Raw genomic sequence first — 20,959 nt, 5'->3', positions numbered from 1 at the left:
GTCAGCGCGTCTCCGCCAGCGGCTTGACACCGATCACCATGCAGGTGCGCACGGGGATGAGGAATTCTCTGCCGGAGCGGCGGATGCCCAGGGCGTCCAGGTGTCCCGGAGGCGCCTCGGTGAGCCGCTGGCGGATGGCCTGCTCGGCCTCGGTGCCGGACGAGGCGATCTCGCACCACCGCTTGACCGGAACCCCGGTGGGGCTCTCCGCCTGGGATCCGCGGGCGACCGGCACGTTCAGCCCGGCGTCGTAGAGGCACTGGATCCACTCGTCGAGGGTGTAGCTGCGCTGGTGCGTCGGGTCGTGGAGCATCTCCAGCTCGTGGTTGAGCGCGTCGATCTCCGGGTCCTCATGGCCCTCCAGGTCGATGACGGCGAGCTGGCCGCCGGGGCGGAGCAGACGCGCCATATCGGCCACCGCCGCTGCCAGGTCGGGGAAGTGGTGGGGTGCGAGCCGGGACATGACGAGGTCGAATGACCCGTCAGGGAAAGGGAGTTCTCCGGCGAAGGCCTCCACTGCCTCGACCTTCGCTCCGCGGTCGTCGGCCAGTGCACGGAACTCCTCCAGCATGCTGGGTGCGGGATCGACGCCGACCAGACGGGCCGGCCCCTGAGCGGCGAAGGAGAGCGCGAGATGGCCCGCCCCGCAGGCAACGTCGCACAGGGCTCGGCCGGTCTGCGGGCCCAGCGTTTCGTGGAGCGCGTCGATCGTCGGGCTGGAGCGGTGTACCTCGCTGGTGGCGAAGTTGCTGGCGATCTTGTCGAATCGCTGGCTGGAGAGCATGTGAACGCCTTTCGGGGGATCTTTCCTCAGCCGCCTGAACGGCTGGGCGCCGAGGGCCGGTGCGGCTTCGGACGTCGGGGGACCACCTGTGCACCGGTGAGGGCGGCGAGGAAGGGGACCGGGTCCATGACCGGCCCTGCGACACAGGGGTGGAGGGTGTGGCCGAGGCCTTTGAGTACGTGGATGCGGATCGTCGGCTCGTTGCGGCAGATCAGGCGACTCGCGCACCACTTGCCGTACACGTCGGGGCCGTAGGTGAGGGGCGGGAGCTCATTGGCGGGGGCATCCGCAGCCTGGTAGCCGATCAGGTCGCGGCTGCCGTAGACGAGGTCGAGCGAGGTGATCGGCACGTTGACGAACGTCTTCTCGTCCACCACGGTGCCCACCAGCACCGCCCGGTCCACCAGCCGGGACCGGGTGCTGCCGAGCAGCCGCAGCACGGCGTGCCCGCCCAGAGAGAACCCCAGCAGGCTGACCGGGCCCGAGGCCGGATGAGCGTACGTGCGGAGCAGGTGCTCCAGCCGCTCCGCGCGGGCGGCCACGTCCGCCTCCTCCGAGGGGACGCCCGTGTGCCGGGCAGGCATGTCGCACTGGAGTACCTGGGCACCACCGGAGACCAGGTGGCGCGTCAGGCCGGCGAGCAGCAGGTCGTCGCGGCCCACGCCGTCGTACGCGGACACGGTGCCGGGCCCTGCGAGCACGACGGTGGCGTTGGCAGGGCCGGTGGGGGAGGAGCGCCGTAGCCGGTAGGCCGAGCTGCTCCCGCCCCCTCGCCGCACTGTCACCGGATCACCGACGGCACACCGCTTCGCTGAAGCCGCCGATCCGCTGATGGAAGTAGACGCTGATGATCTCCTCGTGCAGAGCCTCTCCGTCCAGGGTGGGTACGACGCTCTCCGCGGACCCGGCTACCTGCTTCAGCAGCCCCCGCTCGGTGAGCTCGGCGAAGGCCCCGGCGAACGGATCGTCGGAGAAGAGCTCGACGCCGAACCGCCGCCGGAACCGCGCGGCGTCGATGGGCTGGTTCGCCTTGAACGCGAAGCCGAGCACCATGCCGATCGCCTGGTAGCCCGTCAACCGCCGCCCCGAGGCGAGGGGCAGACCCGTCCCTTCTCGGAGAGGACGGGTGTACTCGGGGATGTCGGCGATGTTGTGGGTCTGCACCACGCTGTCGCCCTCGCCGGTGAGCCAGCCGTACGCACCCGGGCCGTAGGCGATCATGGTGTCGTGGCGTTGCCACTTGTTCCGCGAGACCTGGGGGATGTTCCCGCCTGGGTACGTCCCCGGGCGGTTCCACCAGCCGCACGGGCTGGGGTGGTAGTCGCCGTCGAGCAGGAGCTCCACGATGGCTTCGCGCATGCGGTAGGTCTCGACGAGTCCGGGGAAGAGTCCCTGCCCGTGCAGGCGGGCCTTCACATCCTCGATGTTCCACAGAGCCCGGTTGCCGATGTTCATCTTCGCCCGGTCGGCGTTGCGCAGCCGGTAGATGGTGATGGTGGGCACCTCGAGCTCAATGAGGCGGCGGATGTCGTCCGTGACGGTCTCGACGGTCTGGTACGGCAGGCCGAACATCATGTCGACGTTGAACGGCTTGCCGGTGGCCCGCAGCCGGTCGATGGCGTGCAGGGACATCGCCGCGTCGTGGCCGCGCCCGGCAAAGCTGTTGACCTCGCTCTGCAGGGACTGCACCCCTACGCTGAACCGGTTGAAACCGATCGCACAGGCCTCAGCGAGCTCGTTCCGCTGGAAGTTGTCGGGGTTGCCTTCGAGGGTGATCTCGCATCCCTCGGACAGGCTGTAATGTCCGCGCACGTGGTCGAGCAGGCGGCTCAGGTGCCCCGTGCCGAGCAGCGAGGCGGTGCCACCACCCAGGTAGACGGACTCGATCTTGGCCTCGGCGATCCACGGGGCGTGCACCAGCCTGCGGGAGGACTCCTCCAGCAGTATGTCGGTCCAGGACTGGAGCGTCGATTCCCTTGCGGCGCCCTGCGGAATCTTCCGCTTCACGTAATTGCAGAAGTGGCAGATGTAGGCGCAGAGCGGCACGTGGAAGTACAGGTGGGCAGGCAGGCCGGCCCCAGGGTGTTCCTGGATCGCTTGTGCCACCTGAGCACTCGACAGCTGCTCACCGTAGTTGGCAGTCACATTGATGTTGTATTCGTCCTGGTCGATCCGCAGGGCGGGATTCTCCAGGAGCAGCTGCTCAAGCCCCAATCCGGGACGGAGTTCGGTGGTTTCCTCTGAACCAGCAGCCGTCACAGTGCTCATCGCGACCTCGTCTCCTTGCCGGTCATGTCCGTCGGCGGGGCTTTCCCGGCCCGTCCGGTGGGCGGGCCGGCCGGGAAAGCGGTTTCACCGACTCGGAAACTGCTGACAGGCTTGCGGATCAGACCTGGATCTCGATGACGGTGGGCTCTGTGATGGTGGTTTGCTCCAGCACTCGGCTGCAGTCGTCCGGCGCGGTGGCCGAGGCTGCGCCGACGGCGCACAGGGTCACGCCGTCCTGTGAGGGCTCGAGGTGGATTTTGATGATCTTCTTCTGCTCGTCGGCCATGGCTTTCTCCCTCGGGAAGGGCGGACGTGGATCCGCCGGATAGGGTCACCCGCTCACATCGACGGCAAGCGGGAGTCGGAAAGGGCGCTTCAGCGCGGGGACAGTGTGAGCCGGATGTTCTGCTCGCGGCGTCGGCGCCAGTACCGGCCGGACCGGAGCATGAACTCCTGTAGGTACTCGGTGGCGCCGCAGCCCTTGGGGTCACCGGTCAGATTGCGGGCCAGCGGCGGGCAGCGGAACTGGCACCAGTTGCCTTCCCGTGCCACCGGACATGTGCCGCAGACGGTGTGTTGGTCGAATCGGATGTCGCGGAATTCGTCGAAGCCGTTCTCCCAGATGGCCGCGAAGGGTCGCTCGGTGATGTTCCCGGCCCGGTAGAGCTGGCCCGACATGCAGTTGCTGCACGGGTAGACGTCGCCGCGGCTGTTGACGTAGACGACGGAGCGGCCGCATTTCTCCTGGCCGACGGCATGCTCCAGTCGCTGGCAGAACTGGATGGTGTCGACGCCGCGGATCTCGTCCGCGGCGCGGCGCGGGGCCCTGCCGTCCTGCGTACCCGCTGCGGGAGGCAAGGCGCTCGGGTCCGAGGAATAGCGGTCCATGCAACGCTTGAAGACCTCGAAGACCTCGTCCACGTCCTCCGGGCGGAGCAGGATGTCCGGGTGGAGCAGTGCGCGGCCGACAGGGTGCGTCTCCACCCACTGCGGGCGTGGGTAGCCGTGGTCGGCGCACCAGTCGAAGATTTCCTCCGCGTCGTGGATGTTGTTGCGGTGGACGGAGATCGCGGTACGGAAGACGTGCCCGTGTTTCCGCATCATCTCGAAGGCGTTGCGCAGCTTGGGGAAGTCCATCCGGCCGCGGACGGTGCGCTCGGGATCTGCGGTGTCGAAGCTGATGAAGAACGACTGGCCGGGCGGGATCTTCGCCAGCTTCTCTTCGGTGATCAGCAGGCCGTTGGTGAAGACCTGGGTGCTGAAGGGTTTGGTGCGCGCGTGCTGGATGATTTCCACCGCATCACGATGCGAAAAGATCTCGCCACCGGTCAGGAAAACCTGGAGTACGCCCATTTCGGCGAAGTCGTCCAGTAGGTCCTTGAGGGCCCTGGTGGAGATCTCGTTGGGTCGCTTGAGCGCGGAGTCGGCGTAGCAGTGGCGGCAGCGAAGATTGCAGAGGTTCGTCGTCTCGACGAAGGCGATCGCCGGCGCAGAAAGGTGGAACCGTTCCAGTTCCACAAGTGGGTCCGAAATCGCGTATGCCATCAACTCGTCGACAGAGGTGGGCGTTCCCGAGTTGTGTAGGCGAATTCTCTTCTCTGCGGATTTGGACAGGAACTCGACGTGGCCGTTCGGTAGGAGCGCGACGATGCCGCCGCCATTTATCTGGAAGGGGATCTTCTGCATAGAACCCAGCCTCTCCTGGAGTGGCATGAAAAAACGGCCTCATGGCGGGTGACAAGAGGCCCATGCGCCCCTGCTTTCGCAGCACGCACAAGGTAGGTTGCCGTTGCACCGACAGTCACTCGACAGCCCTCCGCGCGCGTCATGTAAGCCTCGGCGGACGCACGGCACATCCGTGCAGGTCGGACGGTGTTCCGGAGCCGGCCACCGGCCCGGTGGGGGCCGGGACGGCCCGTTCGCCTCACTGGTCCGGTCGGCGACCGATCGGGCGACCGGTGCCGACGAAAGGCCCGAGGGCGGGCCTTGGCAGGCGCCCCGCCGGGTCGGCCACGAGCGCCGTAGTCGACGGAGGCCTCGCGACGGGACATGTGTACGCGCGACTGGGGTTTGTGGCGAAAGTTGATCAAGGTCGTGGTGGTCAAGCGCCGTGGAGCGCGGAGATCTGACGAATCGCCAGTCGGTTCGGTCGGAGCCTTTGCTACCCCTGAGCAGGAAGCCGGGGCGGAGGCCGGCGTGGACGCGTCGGCAGTCGATCGACGGGCCACGCTGGCGGACCGGGACCGGTGCAGCGAGGCAGTGGATCCGGCCTGCGTCCCCACGCCGACCCATGTGGCTTGCCTGCATTAGGGCCACGCGGTTGGCGTCGTGGTCCGGAAACAGTCCGTATCTTGGTCGCGCACTTGCACGATGCGGGCGGGGAGGGAGTAGGTGCGGGCGCGGACCGTGGCGGCGTCGGCTGGCGGTTCGCGGGGGCGACGCGGTCGCCGTTGGGGGTCGCTTACGTGAGGCGGTCGACGCGGAAGAGGCGCCATTCGTCGTGGTCGGTGTCGTAGGCGACGAGGTGCCAGACGGGTGCGGCGGCGACCAGAGCCCACGGTTCGGCCCGGCGCCGGCCCTCTCTCCCTGTCTCGGTGTTCCCGACACTCAGGCTGCCGTCGAGTTCTGCGAGAAGATCGGTTTCACGGCCCTCCCGGCCGGCGGCGACCCCGATGGCGACCGGCGCATCCTCCTCTTCGGGGGCGAGTTCGCCCTGATGGTCTACCGCGACGATCACTTGCGGGCGTGGCTGCCGTACCTCAAGGACACCCCCGTCGGCGCGTTCGGCATGTTCTGCCTGGCCGTCGAAGACTTTGGCTCCTACGTCGAGCGCATCCGCCCTCTGGTCACCGTCCAGAAGGACGTCATGGAGCACGGGGGGCAGAAGCTCTTCTACTTCGCGGACCCCGACGGGTACGTCATCGCCGCCGCCCAGAAGCAGAAGCGCGACGCAGTGCACAGTGCGCGTGAAGCGTGCGGCGTCCTGGGGCCACGACGGCAGGGCGCTCGCCGACTTCTACGCAGCCGCGCTGGGCTGGAAGGTCACCCGTACCTACGGCAAAACCGCGGCGATGGTGAGCGACTCGGTGGCGCAATCCCCCGACAACCCATGCGGAGGTACGGACGCCCCCAGCAACGGCCTGAAATCGCCCCGCACCCCGAGGAGGGCAATCGCCCCTCCAGGGACCCGAGTTGCTGCTCTAGAAGAATCCAACGTCTCTTCGGGGAGTAGCTCTCGGGCGGGGGCTGGTCCGGAAATGATCCGGATCTTGGTCCGGTGGGCGCCCACACGGGTCGCAGCCACTCCGGCCCGGGGCGTTCACGTGTTCACGTCGGATTCACTTGTTCCCGTGATCCTGGGCTCCATGGCCCTCAGTAGACGAGCACTACTGGCACAGGCAGCCGCTTCGGCCACCGCCGTCGCCGCCCCCTCGCCCACCGTCAGCGCGGGCGGGGGATCCGCACCGACCACGATCACGACCACGACCTTGCGCGGCACGATCCCGCCCGGCGCACCGGACTTCGTGTACGTGCCGCTGGACGTCCCCTCTGGCGTGCGCGAATTGCGCGTCTCCTACCGCTACGACAAGCCGCCCACCCCGCCGGGCACACCGGGAAACGCCCTCGACATAGGCCTGTTCGACCAACGGGGCACCGCGCTCGGGGGCCGCGGCTTCCGCGGTTGGTCCGGGGGTGCCCGCAGCGAGTTCTTCCTCCGTGCGGACGAAGCCACCCCCGGCTATCTGCCGGGACCGCTGGAGCGCGGCCGCTGGCAGATAGCCCTCGGCCCCTACACCGTGGCACCGCAGGGCTTGCCCTACGAGATCGACGTCACGTTCGTCCACGGCGCACCGGCACCCGCCGTCCCCGTGGCCTACCCGCCCGAGCGCATTCCGGGCCGCGGCCGGGCGTGGTACCGCGGGGACTGTCACGTCCACTCCGTGCACTCCGACGGCCGCCGCACCCCGACCGAGATCATCGCCCTCGCGCGCGCCGCCGGCCTGGACTTCGTCAACACCTCCGAGCACAACACCCACAGCTCCCACACCGCCTGGGCGGGCGCCGCAGACAGCGGGCTCCTCGTCCTCACCGGCGAGGAGATCACCACACGGACCGGACACGTCCTCGCCGTGGGCACGGACCCGGGCACCTTCATCGACTGGCGCTACCGGGCCCGTGACGGCCGCTTCGCGCGATTCGCCCGCGCCGTCCGGCAGGCGGGCGGCCTGGTCGTACCCGCCCATCCACACGCCACCTGCCTTGGCTGCGCCTGGAAGTTCGGCCTCGGGGAGGCCGACGCCGTGGAAGTGTGGAACGGCCCCTGGACGGCTGACGACGAGGTGTCCCTGGCCTCCTGGGACGCCACCTTGTGCGGGGCGGACGGTGACCGCTGGCTGCCCGCTCTGGCGCACAGCGACTACCACCGCGACCCGGACCGCATCGGCGGACCCCAGACCGTCGTCCTGGCCGACGACCTGTCCCGCGAGTCGATACTGGCGGGGCTGCGCGCCGGACGGGCCTACGCCGCCGAATCCTCCGCCGTCTCCGTGGACTTCACCGCGGTCACCCCGAGGGGGGCCCACGCGGGCATCGGGGAGGCGCTGGCCGTGGCCGGTCCGGGCACGGAGGTCCTCGTACGGCTGTCGGTGACCGGTGTGGAGGGCTGCGAGCTGCGGCTGGTGACGGACCAGGGCCTGGCCCTCACCGTGCCCGCGGCGACGGCCCTCGAATGGCGCACGACACCCGCCCGCACCGCCTACGTCCGCGCGGAAGTCCGGCATCCACCCCAGGCGCCGCCCCTCCCCGGGCCGCCGGCCGCCCTGACCAACCCGATCTGGTTGCGCCCCTGACGATCGCAGGAGCATGGTGCTGGATGTGGACGCTTCACCGGCTCGGTGGTGATCACGACTCGCTGTCTGTGACAGAGTTGTCCTGTTTCAGGCCAACTCCCGTACGGATATGGCCTGGTGGTCGCCAGCGGTACGCGGTTAGCTTCAGGAGGTCTGGGCATCACCCATCTTCCGGAGGGCGCATGAGGATCACCCTGGACGCCGGCGGACCGGCCGAGACGGACGATCTGCGGGAGTGGTTGCGGCGGAATCCGCAGCTGCGCAGTCACGTGGGTACGCCGGTTCCCGCAGCACCGGATTCCGGGAGCATGAGCGGTGGAGCCACGGAGATCGTGCCGTTGCTGCTCGCGCCGGGCGGGCTGACCGCGGCCGTCGCCGCGGCAGTCGTCGCCTGGCTCCAGAGCCGCAAGGTCAACCAGACCGTGACCATCACCCGGCCCGACGGCACCCAGGTCACGGTCACGTCGGAGGGAATCGACGGGCGGGCCGCGCAGAATCCCGGGGACCTTGCGCAGCAGGTCGCGGCAGCGCTCCACCAGGCGACGCCCCAGCAACAGGAACCGCAACCGCAACCGCAACAGCAACGAACGCAACCTGCCGCCGCCGAGGGCGCGGAGAGCGTCTGACGATGCCGGGCGAGCGGGGGGACCTGGCAGCGGCGAACTGCCATGCCGTCGTCGTTGGCACCGGCAGGTACGGCCCCGAGGGGACTGCGGGGCTCGCTGACCTGCCCAGCGCCGCCCGCTCCGCGCGGGACATCGCGGACGTGCTGCGTCGGCACTGCGGCATGGAGGGGCGCGTCACCGAGGTCATCGACCCGGAGGGGCCGACAGAGGTGCTGGCCGCCGTGCAGGCCGCCATCGACGCTTCCGAAGGCGGCGTGGTGCTCTTCTGCTTCGTCGGGCACGGACTGCTCGGCCCGGGGAGGCAGCTGTACCTCGCCACCTCCGGTACCGCCTTGCCCGGCGACACCGTACACGCCGTGTCGTACGACCAGATCAGCAAACGGCTCGGGGACGCGACGGCCAGTCCGGTCGTCGTCCTGGACTGCTGCTTCTCGGGGCTCGCGGATCCCGTGCCCCAGGACTCGTACCGCGAGCTGCTCGCCTCCGCCCGTCCTGCGGGCAGCTTCCTGCTCACCTCCGCCACACATTACGCGGCGTCCTTCGCCCCCGAGGGAGCACCGCACACGCTCTTCAGCGGCGAGCTGCTGCGGCTGCTGACCGAGGGCGATGCCGGCGGGCCGGCCTGGTTCACGCTTCTCGACCTGTACCGGAGCCTCGACCAACGGTTCCAGGGCGGTCCCGTGCGCCCCCACTCGGATGGTGTGGGACGGGCCGCCGACCTGCGCGTCGCCCGCAATCCGGGACGGGTGGTGGGTGCGGAGACGGAAGCCGTCGAGCCACAGAGCGAGGGGCCGTGCCCGTATCCGGGCATGAGGCCTTTCCTGCCCGAGCAGCACCATCTGTTCTTCGGGCGGGAGGAGCTGACCCGGTCGCTGGCGGACCGGGTGAGGAGCCGGGAACACGCGGGGCCCGTCGTCCTCGTCGGGCCTTCCGGTACCGGCAAGTCCTCGTTGCTCAGAGCGGGGCTGGTGGCGGCCCTGACCACTGAGCGGGTGCTGCTCGTCCCTGGTGCGGGGCCGCGACCGTTCCGTACGCTCGCCGAGACGTGGGCGGCGGCCGTCAGCAGGCCGTTCGCCGAGGTGGAACGCGAGCTGGGATCGGGGCGTTTCGGGACGGGCGGGCCCGAAGTTCTGGTCGTCGACCAGTTGGAGGAGATCTTCACTCAGTGCCAGGACGTGGAGGAGCGCGAGCTCTTCGTCCGGGCGATCTCCGGCCCATCGGGCGACAGAGGCCCCCGGATCGTGCTGGGGCTGCGCGCCGACTTCTACGGGCAGTGTCTGAACGATGCGCGTCTCGCCCGGATCGTGCGGAAGGGGCAGTTCACCGTCGCGGCCATGTCCGACGAGGAACTGCGCGCCGCTGTCGAACGGCCCGCCGAGCAGGCCGGACTGAGCCTGGAGGAGGGACTTGCCGACCACGTCCTGCGCGAGCTGCGACAGGAACGTGATGTCGAGGGCGACGCCGTGGCGCTCCCGTTCCTGGCTCACGCCCTGCGGCAGACCTGGGCGCGCCGTCACGGTGGTCGGCTGACCTACGCCGGGTATCAGGCCGCCGGTGGGATCCGCAGCTCCGTCGCGCGTACGGCCGACGAGCTGTACGACTCGCTGGACGCGGCCGGACAGCGCACCCTGCGTGAACTGATGCTGCGCATGGTGCTGCTGGTGGATGGTGGTGGCCGTGCGGTGCGTCGCCGGGTGCCGTCGCAGGACCTCTCCGGGGTATCCACGCTGGTCGACCGGTTGGCGGCGGACCGGCTGGTCGTTGTCGATGAGGGGGAGGCGCAGCTCTGCCACGACTCGCTGCTGTACGCCTGGCCGCGGCTGCGGGACTGGATCCTCGAGGATCGGTCCGGACTGCTGGAGCGCCGGAGGCTGGGCGAGGCGGCCGAGGGCTGGCATGAAGCGGGCCGTCCGGACAGTGGCCTGTACCGCGGCGACCAGCTTGCTGCGGCTCGGGCCCGGCTCGGTCAGGGCGGCGGCACGCTGCCGATCCGGCCGGTGGAGCAGGACTTCCTCCAGGCGTCCGACCGGGCCCAGCGCCGCCGCGGGGCTGTGCGTCGTGCGGCGGTCGCGGTGGTCACGGTGCTGGCGGTGCTGGCGAGCGTGCTGGCGGTGGTGGCGCGGGGGGCACAGCAGGAGGCCGAGAACCGGGCGACCGTGCTCATGGCCGACCAGCTGGCCTCGCAGGCCGACACGATGCGCGAGCGCGACCCCCAGACGGCGCTCCGGCTGAGCCTGGCCGCGTACCGGCTGGCGGACACGCCCGCGACCCGTTCGAGCCTCTACTCCGCCCATCTGACTCTGACACCGCTGGATTTGCCTGCGCACGAGCGTGAGCCCGTGCTCTTCGTCGCCTTCAGCAGTGACGGGAAGCTGCTGGCGACGAGCCAGCGGGGTGGACGGGTTGCGCTGTGGGACGTCTCCAGGGCGAACACCCCCTACGAGGCGACGGCCCTGGAGCTCACGAGCAGCGCGGCCATCGCCTTCCATCCGAAACAGCGGCTGCTGGCGGCGCAGACCGCAACGGAACTCCTCCTGTGGGACGTGGCCGACCCGGCGAAGCCGAAACGGCTGGCCCGCCACGCAATCGCCGAAGGCGCAACCTTCACGGCAGCGTTCAGTCCGGACGGCCGCACGCTCGCCGCCGGGAGCGCGGCGGGGAAGCTGCGGCTGTGGGACGTGTCCGAGCCGTCGGAGCCACGGTTGCGGGCGGAACGCACGACGGCTCGCGAGGACCTGGTCGCCCTGTCATTCAACAGCGACGGGCTGCTGGCAACGGGTAGCGATGCCGGTGCGGAGAACGACAGGGCGACGGTCCAGTTGTGGGATGTCGCGGATCCGTCCAGTCCGCGCGTTCTGGACACGGCCAACCCGAAGACCGTCATGGCCATCGCCTTCCATCCCCGCCGCAACCTTCTGCTGGCGGCGGGCGCACGGGCGGAGACGGCTTGGTGGACGGTGGAAGCGGGCGGCCATCTCGCAGCCGTGCCCCCGGAAGAAGAGCAGACCACGTGGCCGTACGGATCCGAGAACATCAGGTCGATGAGCTTCCACCCCGACGGCGGGATGGCGGCTGCCGCCGACCCCTACAAGACGGCAGGTGTCCGTCTCCGTGCGGTGCCGGCAAAGGGGAACCTCTACGACGAGAAAGCCGCCGCCGGAACCCTGCCGGGGACCGAACCCGTCCAGAGTGTGGCCTACAGCCCGGACGGCCGTCACCTCGCCGTGGGCGACGTCGGGGGACGGGTCCGGATCTGGCCGGCCACGAAACCGAACGAATCAATCGAAGGAGTGGTGCAGGACCTCGAAGCCGACACGGATCCCGTCAGCCCCGACGGCCGCTTCCTGCTCACGCAGGTCACGAACCCGGAAAGCTCGGTCGTATGGGACCTGTTGCCGGCGCGCACCACGAAGGACGCCGAACCGCGTCGGCTATTCACGCTTCCGCACCCTTGGACCTCGAGGCAGTTCCTGCCCGGCAGGGACCGCCCGATCGTGCTGGCGCACCGCTTCGGCGACGGAGACGAAAGCGTCTTCCGCTTCTGGACATTCGACGACGACAACGGGCCGCCCGAAGAAGGAGGCGAGATCACCTACGCCGCAAGACACGGCGTGACGCCTGCCGTGTCGTCCGACGGCAATCTGCTCGTGCTCAGTTCGCCTGACCATGCCACGGCGCAGGTCTGGGACGTCCGGGACGTGCGACGGCCGGTGAAACTGTCGGACATGCCCGTTCTCGCGGACGCGCGCAACCGTGATACCTGGTTCATGGGCGACAGAACTCTGTTGACGCCGGACAAACGAACCGGGGACCCCGACGGATACGACCTGAAGGTGTGGGACCTCAGTGACCCACGCCGCCCCCGCGAGACGGAAGGGCGGATCACGCTCGGCAGCGGCACCTTCGACTTCGAGCACCTGCCGGAGAGCGAGTTGGTCGTTGTCCAGGAGCCGACCGAAACTGCGAAACTCTGGGACGTCAGCGACCCCACCCACCCCCGGGAGGGGGAGCGCCTGCCTGCCGCGCCCCACAGGTACTGGTCGGCCGGGCGGGACCGGCTGGTCACAGCTCTGCAGGACGGATCGCTGCAGGTTTGGGACGTGAGCGACGCTCAGCACCCGAAGAAGCACAAGGCGATGCGCTTCGACCTGGAAATAGAGGAAGTGCAGTTCAGCCCCGATGGCAAGCAGGTTGTGACCATAAGCGGCGGCGATCCGCCGTATCGCATATGGGACTTAGGGCCGGACGGCGAATGGCGTACCCCGGCGGCAGTCACGCTCGACCCCCGGAGCGAGGTCACCATGCCCGCCTCACTGCCCGGATTCATGCTGGTACAAGGGGCTGGGCTGAGGGACGCCGCGACCACACAGCCCAAGTACACCTTCCTTCTCGACCGTGACACCGACGCGCTTTACGAGCGCCTCTGCAGCAGGTACCCGCTCAGTGTCGAAAAGGACCAGTGGCGGGCACTCTTCCCGCACCTCCCGCACCAGCGCTCGTGCGGCTGATTCGGCCCCGTCATGAGCGCCTGCTTGAGGAAACCGCATCCGGCTGCTCGACCGCACATCCTCACTCCGGGCCAGGCGGGGGACGCACCGGAATTCACCCGGGTCATGGCCGCAATCCGGGTGACGAGACCGAAGGGCAGGCCGCGAACCCGCCCCGCCGGAGCTGCCGTCACATCGTCCAGCGGTTGCTCCGCTCGGGCCGGACGGTCCGCGCACTGCCACGCACCCCTGTGGACCGGGGGCGAGATCCTGACACTGGCCGCCGAGGCGGGCGTGCGACGGATCACCGTCCTGTCGCCCGGCAACGGGCAGGACTTGGACCGGGTCGTGCGTCGCAGCGGTCTGGAGTGGACGTTCATCCGGCCGGTCGACCTGATGGCCAACACCTTGGGATGGGCCGACACCATCCGTGCCGAGGGCCGGGTCCGTGAGCCTTACGGGGACCGGCGCACCGCCCGGGTGACCGAGGTGGACGTGGCAGACGTCGTCAGCGCCATCCTGACCGGTGGCGGACACGCCGGTCGCAGCACCCGCGCAGGCACCGGTGACAACAAACCTGCCTGGGTGCCGACTATCGCGCCGCCTTCCTTCATGCCTCCAGAAGTAGCCGAGCTTGTTCGGGGAGTACGAGACCACGCCGGTACGGCGGAAAGATCTGAACCGCTACCGGGAATCAGGCAGCGACGAGCTCCTGCTCGCGGTCCGGCGTTTTGACCTTGGGCTTCTTGTTCGGCAGCGAGAGCCGGAAGACCTTGTGCCACGCGGAGAACACCTGCTTGGGCAGCGGCCCGGTGACGTACTCCAGCTCGTACTTCTCGAACAGCGCGCGCACCTTCACCGCGACCTCGGCGTACCGGTTGCTCGGCAGGTCCGGGAACAGGTGGTGCTCGATCTGGTGCGACAGGTTGCCGGTCATGAAGTGCATGGCCCTGCTGCCGCTGATGTTCGCCGAGCCCATCATCTGGCGCAGGTACCACTGGCCGCGGGTCTCGCCCTTGATCGACCGGCGCTCGAAGACCTGCACGCCTTCGGGGAAGTGCCCGCACATGATCACCGAGTGGGACCAGATGTTGCGGACCAGGTTCGCGGTGAACGTGGCGGCGAGCGTGGTGAGGAACGACGGGCCCGACAGCAGTGGGTGGATCACGTAGTCCTTGAGCACCTGCTTGCGGATCTTGCGGCCCACGGCCCTGGCCCGCGCGCGGAACTCCGGGTTCTTGCGGCGCCGCTTGTGCAGGTTCTTGCCGAGCTCCAGGTCGTACGCTGCGATGCCGTACTCGAAGAAGCAGGCGTTGATGAAGTTCCACAGCGGCTGGCCGAGGTGGAACGGGTGCCACTTCTGGTCCTCGTCGACGCGCATGATGCCGTAGCCGAGGTCGTTGTCCTTGCCGATCACATTGGTGTACGTGTGGTGCAGCTCGTTGTGCGAATGCCTCCACTGATCGGACGGCGAGACGTGATCCCACTCCCAGGTGGTGGAATGGATCTTCGGGTCCCGCATCCAGTCCCACTGGCCGTGCAGGACGTTGTGGCCGATCTCCATGTTGTCCATGATCTTCGCCACGGACAGCCCGGCGGTGCCGATCAGCCAAGCGGGCGGGAAGAACGAGAACAGCAGCACGCCCCTGCTGACCAGCTCGAGCTTGCGCTGCGCCGAGATGACCTTCCGGATGTAGGCGGCGTCCTTCTCGCCCCGGCTGGCGATCACCTCATCGCGGATCGCGTCCAGCTCGCGGCCGAGCTCCTCGATCTGCTCCGCGGTCAGGTGGGCGGTGGGGTCGATGGCGGTCAAGGTGCTCCTACCGTTCGATATCGCAGGGGCCCGCCGCGGCGGACACACAGGTCTGGATGAGAACGCCCGGCTCGGCCTCGGTGATCTCGCCGGTGCGCAGGTCGCGGACGGCGCCCGCCTTGAGCGGCGTGACGCAGCCGAAGCAGATGCCCATACGGCACCCGGACGGCATGAGCACGCCGGCCTCCTCGCCGATGTCCAGCAACGGCGTGGCGCCGTCCGCGTCGACGGTCCTGCCGGTGGTGCTGAACGTGACCTCGCCGCCGTCACCGGCGACGACGATGCCGGGGCGGAAGCGTTCGGTGTGCAGGCGCTCTTCGACGCCGTGTTCGCCCCAGAACCCTTCGGCGGCGTCGAGCAGGCCCGCGGGCCCGCAGGCCCAGGTCTCGCGCTCGGCCCAGTCCGGTACCAGTTCGTCGAGTCGGGCGATGTCGAGCACGCCGTCCGTGTCGGTGTGCACCTCGGTGAGCCGCAGCTTCTTGTCCGCGACCAGGCCGTGCAGTTCTTTGCGGAAGATCACGTCTTGTGGCCGTGGCGCGCAATGGACCATGACGACGTCGTCGAAGTCGATGTCACGCAGCATGCCCATCACGGGCGTGATGCCGCTGCCGGCCGTCAGGTAGAGCACCTTGGCGGGCTGGGCCTTCGGCAGTACGAAGTCGCCGGCCGGCTGGTCGAGCTGGACCAGCGTGCCGGGCTTCGCCCTGCGGACCAAGTGGTTGCTGACCTTGCCGTCCGGGATCGCCTTCACGGTGATCGTGACGCGGCCGTCCTGGCGGTTCGTCGGCGAGGTGATGGAGTAGGCGCGCCACAGGCGCCTCCCGTCGACGTCGACCCCGATCCGCACGTACTGACCGGCCGTGTGACCGCGCCAGCCCCTTCCCGGCCTGATCACGATGGTCGCGGCGTCAGCCGTCTCGGGGTGCACGGCCTCGATGCGCCCACGCAGGTCAGCGCCCGCGCGCAGCGGGCTGACCAGGTCGAGGTAGTCCGACGGCAGCAGCGGCGTCGTGATCATCTCCAGCAGTTTCCACGCCCCACTGCGGAGGGTTGTACTCGTCATGACCCCAGCTTGATGCGCCTCAGGGCGTAAAGTCCTGACCGCAAGACGTAAATTTGGTCAGCTGGATTGTTCGCAGGGAATAAAACATGAGCCATCCAATCCGGAGGGTCACCGAACTGGTCCTGGAGCAGGCGACGGTCACCGCCATCCGGGCCGGGCTGACGACCACCGCCGACGAGGTCGTCCAGGCGATCATCGACGAGGTCCCTCCCTACGCCAACGCCCTTTCGGGCCGCATGGGCGTCACCATCCGCCGAGCGGTCCGCACCGCCCTGGGGCACTACCTGGACCTCGCGAGCGGGAACGCCACGGGCGGCGACGCCGGTGACGCAGCCTACGAGCTGGGCCGCGGCGAGGTGCGCGACGGGCGTTCGATGGACGCCCTGCTCAGCGCCTACCGCGTCGGCGCCCGCGTGGCCTGGCGATGCCTGGCAGCGGGTGCCGTACCCGCAGGTCTGCCCGCCGCCGAGGTCGCCAAGTTCGCCGAGCTGACCTTCGCCTACATCGACGAGCTCTCCGCCGCGAGCGCCGCGGGCCACGCCGACGAACTGGCCGCCCGGGGCCGGGACCACGAGCGCCACCTGGAGCACCTGGCCCGCGACCTCCTCGCCGGCGCGAGCCCGGATGTGCTGCTGGCCTCTGTTCAACGGGCGGGGTGGCAGCCTCCGGTTTCGCTGACCGCCGTCTTGCTGCCCGCCGCACAGGCCCGGCCTGCCTACCGCGCGCTAGACCCGAGCACCCTCGTCCTCGACGATGTGCCGGACGCCCTCGGTGTGCTGCTCGTCCCCGATGCCGACCGGGCACATCTCTTGCGGCAGCTGACCGACCGCACCGCCGTGGTCGGCCCGGCCCGGCCATGGACTCGTGCGTCCGCCTCGTACGCACGAGCCGCACGCGCGCGTTCCCTCTCCTCCGATATCCGCGACACCGAGGACCACCTGCCCGAGCTGGTGCTGAGCGCCGACGTGGACGCGTTCGCAGACCTGCGGGCCCGAGCCCTCGCACCGTTGCGGACCTTGCCTGTCGCGACCGCACAGCGGCTGGAGGAGACGTTGCGGGCGTGGCTGCTTCACCAAGGCAGGCGGGACGAGGTGGCGGCGGCGTTGTTCGTCCATCCCCAGACCGTCCGGTACCGGATGTCGCAGCTGCGGGAGCTTTTTCCGGATCTCGCATCGCCACACCGGGTCCTCGAGCTGACGCTGGCGGTCGGTCTTCGAGCCAGATGACGTGTGCTTCGACCGTCCGCGACCGAGTCCGCGAGACCGCGTCAGCCAGGGCGTGCCACCCGCCCGGAGAGCCGGGCCTGGGCCGCGACTGGTCCGGAGCAGCCGGTCTGGAGCGGGAGAGGGGCGGGAGGAACCGAAAGGATTGACACCCGTGTCGAGTGGGTCGCGCCAACGGCGCCTGACGGGCAAGAGCCCAGGTCAGGCCCCGTCCTTCGTCCTCCTAGAACAAGCCGAGCTTCTTCGGGGAGTAGGAGACCAGCATGTTCTTCGTCTCCTGGTGGTACAGCAGCTGCACCCACACTGACCTGGGAAAATGGCAGTATGTGCGGTTCTCTGGCGGGGCCTGGTCCGGAAACGGTCCGGATCTTGGTTCGATGGGCGCCCGTCCGGGCCGTGTCTCGGTTGCAGTGGCGGTGATCGGGGGCGATCGGGACCGGACGGGTCCCAGCGCCAGCCGGGTCCGCGCGGCCTCACCGGCCGGGGCCGGGGGCTCCTCGCGCAGGGCCACCCGCAGAGCCGGCACGGAGACGATCGACGGGCCCCGCCCCGCACCGATCCAGCACCCGCACTCCACCCTGCACGGCGATCGGGCTCCCCAAGGAGAACGCCCGTTGCCGGCGGTCGGCGCGACGTTGCCCCACCCGATGCCACCGAAGGCGGCGAGCCGGTCGGCGTTCTCGCAGGTCTTGGCGGCGTAGGCGCGGACCGCGTCGGCGCACGGCGGACACCCTCGGCCTCCTCACGCCTGCGTGCGAAGTCGTGTCCTGCCGGAACATTGCGCCCGGGTGGAGGGCCGGGCCAGGCGCCCGAGCAGCCGGCGTCCGTCGGCGCTTCGTGGTGACGGACAAGCCGTTTTTCGCCGCAGAGCGCCGCGGCTCACCGAGAGTGGCTCCGGCCGCCCACGGTGTGCCCCACGGCGCCCAGCACCCAGAGGACGATCCCATCACTCCGAGGATGATCATGATGACCTCTATGCGAGTGACGTCCTCTCCCTGAGCATGCCCCGCTCCGCCAGGTTGTGACTCCCGTACGGCCTCCGCTGTCCTACGACAGGGATATGGGCGCCTGGCGGCACGCCTGCGACGCCGACGACCACGCGCCCGACTTGATCGCCGCATCGCACTTCTCGCCGCTGATCGCGGGACGGCGGTCTGTGTGTTGCCGGGGGTGATGAGCTGGGGGCCATGCCCGGACCGGGTATGCGCGGGTACCGGCCCCCCGTTCCCGACCCGGGACTACCCCACGGCATCGGGCGGTCGCTCCGGGGACTCGGCTCGCTCGGCGGGTTCCTCGTCGACGACCGGGGAGCCGGGCTCCACGGGCTTCACGGACTCTGGGGGAGCCACGGGAGCTGCGGGCCCCACCGGCGCCAAGGGAGGCCCGAGGTCCGCTCCCGGGTCCTGTGTCGGCCCTCCCTCGGCCTGCCGGTCGGCGACCGGTTCCGGCGCCGGCCCCTCGTCCTCGCCCGCGTGGGCGCGGAGGTGCACGATCACAGTGTTCGTGACGGCCACCAGTGGGACGGCGACGACTGCTCCGCCGATACCGGCGATCAGCCCGCCGGTGGCGACGGACAGGGCCACGGCCAGCGGATGGATCCGGACGGCCCGTCCCAGGATGAACGGTTGCAGGATGTGGCCCTCGATCTGTTGGACGAGGAGTACCACCAGCAGGGTCATCAGCGCGGTGAAGACGCCCCGGGTCACCAGCGCGACGATCACGGCGAGCGCCCCGGAGGCGATGGCGCCGATCAGCGGCACGAACGAGGCCAGGAAGATCACCACGGCGATGGGGACGGCGAGCGGCACCCCGAGGAAGTAGATGCCCACCCCGATGAACACGGCGTCGATCAGGGCGACGATCAGCGTTCCGCGGATGTATGCGGTGAGCGTCCGCCAGGCGGGCGGGCCGGCTCCGGCTATTCCGGGTCGCACGGCGACCGGCAGCAGCCTCAGCGTCCATTCCCAGACTCGTCTGCCGTCGTACAGCAGGAAGATCGTGACGAACATCGCCAGGAGCATGCCGGTGATGACCTCGATCAGGACGGTCACTCCCTGGAGACCGGTCGAGGTGATCTCGCTGGTGCTGGTGCCGATCGCGTCGCTCAGGCGCTCGGTGACGTCGTTGATCTGCTGCTCGGTCACATGGAACGGGCTGTCGAGGAGCCACCGTTTCAGCTCCGCGATGCCTTCCTGGAGGCGTTCGGACAGGCTGTCCAGATTGTCGAGCACCTGCCATACGACGAACCAGCCGATCAGGCCGAGGGCGAGGAATCCGCAGAGCGCCGTGACGACGGTGGCGAGCCCCTGGGGCAGGCCTCGGCGGTGCAACCGGGCGACCGTGGGCTGGAGCAGCGCGGTGATCAGCAGCGCGGCGACGAAGGCGAGCGCGACCAGCCGGACGGAACCGATCACCCGCATGACCACCCACACGGCGGCGGCGAGCACCAGGAATCGCCAGGCGACCTCGGCCGCGACCCGCATGCCCCAGGGCACCGCACGGGCCGGGTCCGGAGCGCGGGCCCGGTCCAGGCGGACCCGCACCGCACGCTCCCGCTCGGCCGCCTCCTCGGCGTCGCGGAGGGCCAGTGCCCGTGCGCGCCGCTCACCGAGCGCGGTCGCGGTGTCCTTCGCGCGGCCCAGCAGGTCGCGGATTCCGGACATCTCCGGACCTCCTTCCGCCCCGCCTGCCCGTCTGCCCGCGTTTTCGGTGATCAGGCGATCGGAACGGGGATTCCGGAGAGGGACCGGGCGCCGGGGAGGCCACGAGGGTGGAGTCGAGGCGGGCTGCGCCATCGAGCACCTGCTGCGCGGCTGCGGCCGCGGCTCCTGCTTCGGTGCTGGCGGATCGGGGCTTCGTGGCCTGCGGCCGCTGCGCGACGCCGAGCGGCACCGGGTCTGGGTCGGTCACGGGGGCTGCGGGCTACCGGGCCCTGCGACCGGGGGCCGGCTTGGTCCGCGGCCGCAGTCGTTCGCCCTGTGGCCCGAACAAAATCAGGTACTCGACCGGCCCGCCGGGGCCGGCGTTCGCCACCCCGTGCGGAGTGCGGGTGTCGAACTCGGCGACGTCCCCGGCGGCCAGGACGAGATCCTGGTTGCCCAGCGCGAGCCACAGCCGCCCGTACAGAACGCACAGCCACTCGTAGCCCTGGTGGGAGACCTGCCGGGGCCGCGTGGGCGGATCCTCGACGGCGGGCAGTACGTGCTTGTGGGCGTGCAAGCCGCCGACGTACCGGGTGAGCGGCAGCACCGCCTTGTCGTCGCCGAAGCTCCGCGGCGCCGAGGTGCGCGGCTCGGCCACAGGGGCGGGTGCGGTACCGGCCAGCTCGTCCAGGGAGACGCCGTACTCCTTCGCCAGCTGCAGCACCACCTCCAGGGTGGGCTTGCGCCGGCCGGTCTCCATCCGCGACAGCGTGCTCGGCGAGATGCCCGTCGCACAGCTGATGCCGGCGAGGCTGGCGCCGTGCTGCTCGCGCGCTGCTCGCAGCCTGGGCCCCATCGCCGCCAGCGTGCCGTCGAGGTCGTCGCCTGCCACCGTTCCCGCTCCCTCCAGCCGCACCGTTCCATCGCCCTGTCCTGCGAGCTTGCCAGAATGGCAACGCCGATCGCGTCGGGCGGCCGCCGCGCCGCATGATCGACGGGTACCCGCCTCCGCCCGCGAACCGAGGAGAACCCCGTGCAGCCCGAGCCGACCGCCGAACTCAGCCACCGCACCATCGAGACCCCGGCCGGGCGCCTGCACCTGGTCGAACAGGGCACCGGCCCGCTGGTCCTGCTCGTGCACGGCTTCCCCGAGTCCTGGTACTCCTGGCGCCGCCAGCTCCCGGCTCTCGCCGCCGCCGGCTA

At 69.8% G+C, this 20,959-nt stretch carries 16 protein-coding genes; 6 read left to right on the top strand and 10 right to left on the bottom strand.

All coding sequences use genetic code 11. From position 1 onward, the window contains the following. Position 1: 1 nt before the first annotated feature. From ACIPYQ_RS37610 to ACIPYQ_RS37585, 6 genes are all read right to left on the bottom strand, one after another. Entirely contained in the window at positions 2-784 is a 783-nt protein-coding gene (locus ACIPYQ_RS37610; protein WP_401258757.1) for a class I SAM-dependent methyltransferase, read from the bottom strand. A gap of 26 nt (positions 785-810) precedes the next feature. After that, positions 811-1,485, bottom strand: a complete 675-nt coding sequence (locus tag ACIPYQ_RS37605) for a hypothetical protein (protein ID WP_401258756.1) — start codon at positions 1,483-1,485, stop codon at positions 811-813. An 88-nt stretch (positions 1,486-1,573) separates the two neighbouring features. Further along, a complete protein-coding gene (locus tag ACIPYQ_RS37600; RefSeq protein WP_401258755.1) occupies positions 1,574-3,052 on the bottom strand; it encodes a coproporphyrinogen-III oxidase family protein in 1,479 nt (492 codons plus the stop codon). Between the two features lie 118 nt (positions 3,053-3,170). Continuing rightward, positions 3,171-3,338: a hypothetical protein gene (locus ACIPYQ_RS37595; protein WP_401258754.1), complete on the bottom strand. Its 168-nt coding sequence runs from the start codon at positions 3,336-3,338 to the stop codon at positions 3,171-3,173. 89 nt (positions 3,339-3,427) lie between these two features. Then, the gene (locus ACIPYQ_RS37590) at positions 3,428-4,738 is read right to left on the bottom strand and encodes a radical SAM/SPASM domain-containing protein (protein ID WP_401258752.1); all 1,311 of its coding nucleotides are present in this window, start codon (positions 4,736-4,738) and stop codon (positions 3,428-3,430) included. Between the two features lie 775 nt (positions 4,739-5,513). Next, positions 5,514-5,603: a WYL domain-containing protein gene (locus ACIPYQ_RS37585; protein WP_401258848.1), complete on the bottom strand. Its 90-nt coding sequence runs from the start codon at positions 5,601-5,603 to the stop codon at positions 5,514-5,516. Here ACIPYQ_RS37585 and ACIPYQ_RS37580 point away from each other — a divergent pair. The 4 genes from ACIPYQ_RS37580 (at position 5,577) to ACIPYQ_RS37565 (ending at position 13,036) form a co-directional block, all read left to right on the top strand. Beyond that, complete coding sequence (locus ACIPYQ_RS37580; protein ID WP_401258847.1) at positions 5,577-6,284, top strand: VOC family protein; 708 nt, start codon at positions 5,577-5,579, stop codon at positions 6,282-6,284. The genes ACIPYQ_RS37585 and ACIPYQ_RS37580 overlap by 27 nt on opposite strands. A gap of 133 nt (positions 6,285-6,417) precedes the next feature. Beyond that, a complete protein-coding gene (locus tag ACIPYQ_RS37575; RefSeq protein ID WP_401258751.1) occupies positions 6,418-7,902 on the top strand; it encodes a CehA/McbA family metallohydrolase in 1,485 nt (494 codons plus the stop codon). 182 nt (positions 7,903-8,084) lie between these two features. Then, positions 8,085-8,528: a hypothetical protein gene (locus tag ACIPYQ_RS37570; RefSeq protein ID WP_401258750.1), complete on the top strand. Its 444-nt coding sequence runs from the start codon at positions 8,085-8,087 to the stop codon at positions 8,526-8,528. Between the two features lie 2 nt (positions 8,529-8,530). Beyond that, positions 8,531-13,036, top strand: coding sequence for a hypothetical protein (locus tag ACIPYQ_RS37565; RefSeq protein ID WP_401258748.1), 4,506 nt, complete (start codon positions 8,531-8,533; stop codon positions 13,034-13,036). A 673-nt stretch (positions 13,037-13,709) separates the two neighbouring features. Here ACIPYQ_RS37565 and ACIPYQ_RS37560 read toward each other — a convergent pair. Beyond that, positions 13,710-14,828, bottom strand: a complete 1,119-nt coding sequence (locus ACIPYQ_RS37560; protein WP_401258747.1) for a fatty acid desaturase family protein — start codon at positions 14,826-14,828, stop codon at positions 13,710-13,712. Between the two features lie 7 nt (positions 14,829-14,835). Beyond that, on the bottom strand, positions 14,836-15,891 hold the full coding sequence (locus tag ACIPYQ_RS37555; protein ID WP_401258746.1) for a ferredoxin reductase: 1,056 nt from the start codon (positions 15,889-15,891) through the stop codon (positions 14,836-14,838). An 86-nt stretch (positions 15,892-15,977) separates the two neighbouring features. On the opposite strand from ACIPYQ_RS37555, the gene ACIPYQ_RS37550 reads away from it, so the two are divergent. After that, a complete protein-coding gene (locus tag ACIPYQ_RS37550) occupies positions 15,978-17,117 on the top strand; it encodes a helix-turn-helix domain-containing protein (protein WP_401258744.1) in 1,140 nt (379 codons plus the stop codon). Between the two features lie 1,235 nt (positions 17,118-18,352). Here ACIPYQ_RS37550 and ACIPYQ_RS37545 read toward each other — a convergent pair. Together ACIPYQ_RS37545 and ACIPYQ_RS37540 are read right to left on the bottom strand one after the other, a co-directional pair. Then, positions 18,353-19,777 carry an AI-2E family transporter gene (locus tag ACIPYQ_RS37545; protein WP_401258743.1) on the bottom strand — a complete coding sequence of 475 codons (1,425 nt, stop codon included), beginning with the start codon at positions 19,775-19,777 and terminating at the stop codon, positions 18,353-18,355. 259 nt (positions 19,778-20,036) lie between these two features. After that, positions 20,037-20,648 (bottom strand): helix-turn-helix domain-containing protein, encoded by a 612-nt coding sequence (locus ACIPYQ_RS37540; RefSeq protein WP_401258741.1) that lies wholly within the window; start codon positions 20,646-20,648, stop codon positions 20,037-20,039. Positions 20,649-20,789: 141 nt separating this feature from the next. On the opposite strand from ACIPYQ_RS37540, the gene ACIPYQ_RS37535 reads away from it, so the two are divergent. Then, the coding region (locus ACIPYQ_RS37535; RefSeq protein WP_401258846.1) for an alpha/beta fold hydrolase at positions 20,790-20,959 on the top strand (170 nt) is incomplete at its 3' end.

The sequence above is a fragment of the Streptomyces sp. NPDC090045 genome (assembly GCF_044747975.1).
Classification (GTDB): Bacteria; Actinomycetota; Actinomycetes; order Streptomycetales; family Streptomycetaceae; genus Streptomyces.
Note: the sequence above shows the minus strand (reverse complement) of the source record. Positions and strands in the feature narration are given on the sequence as shown.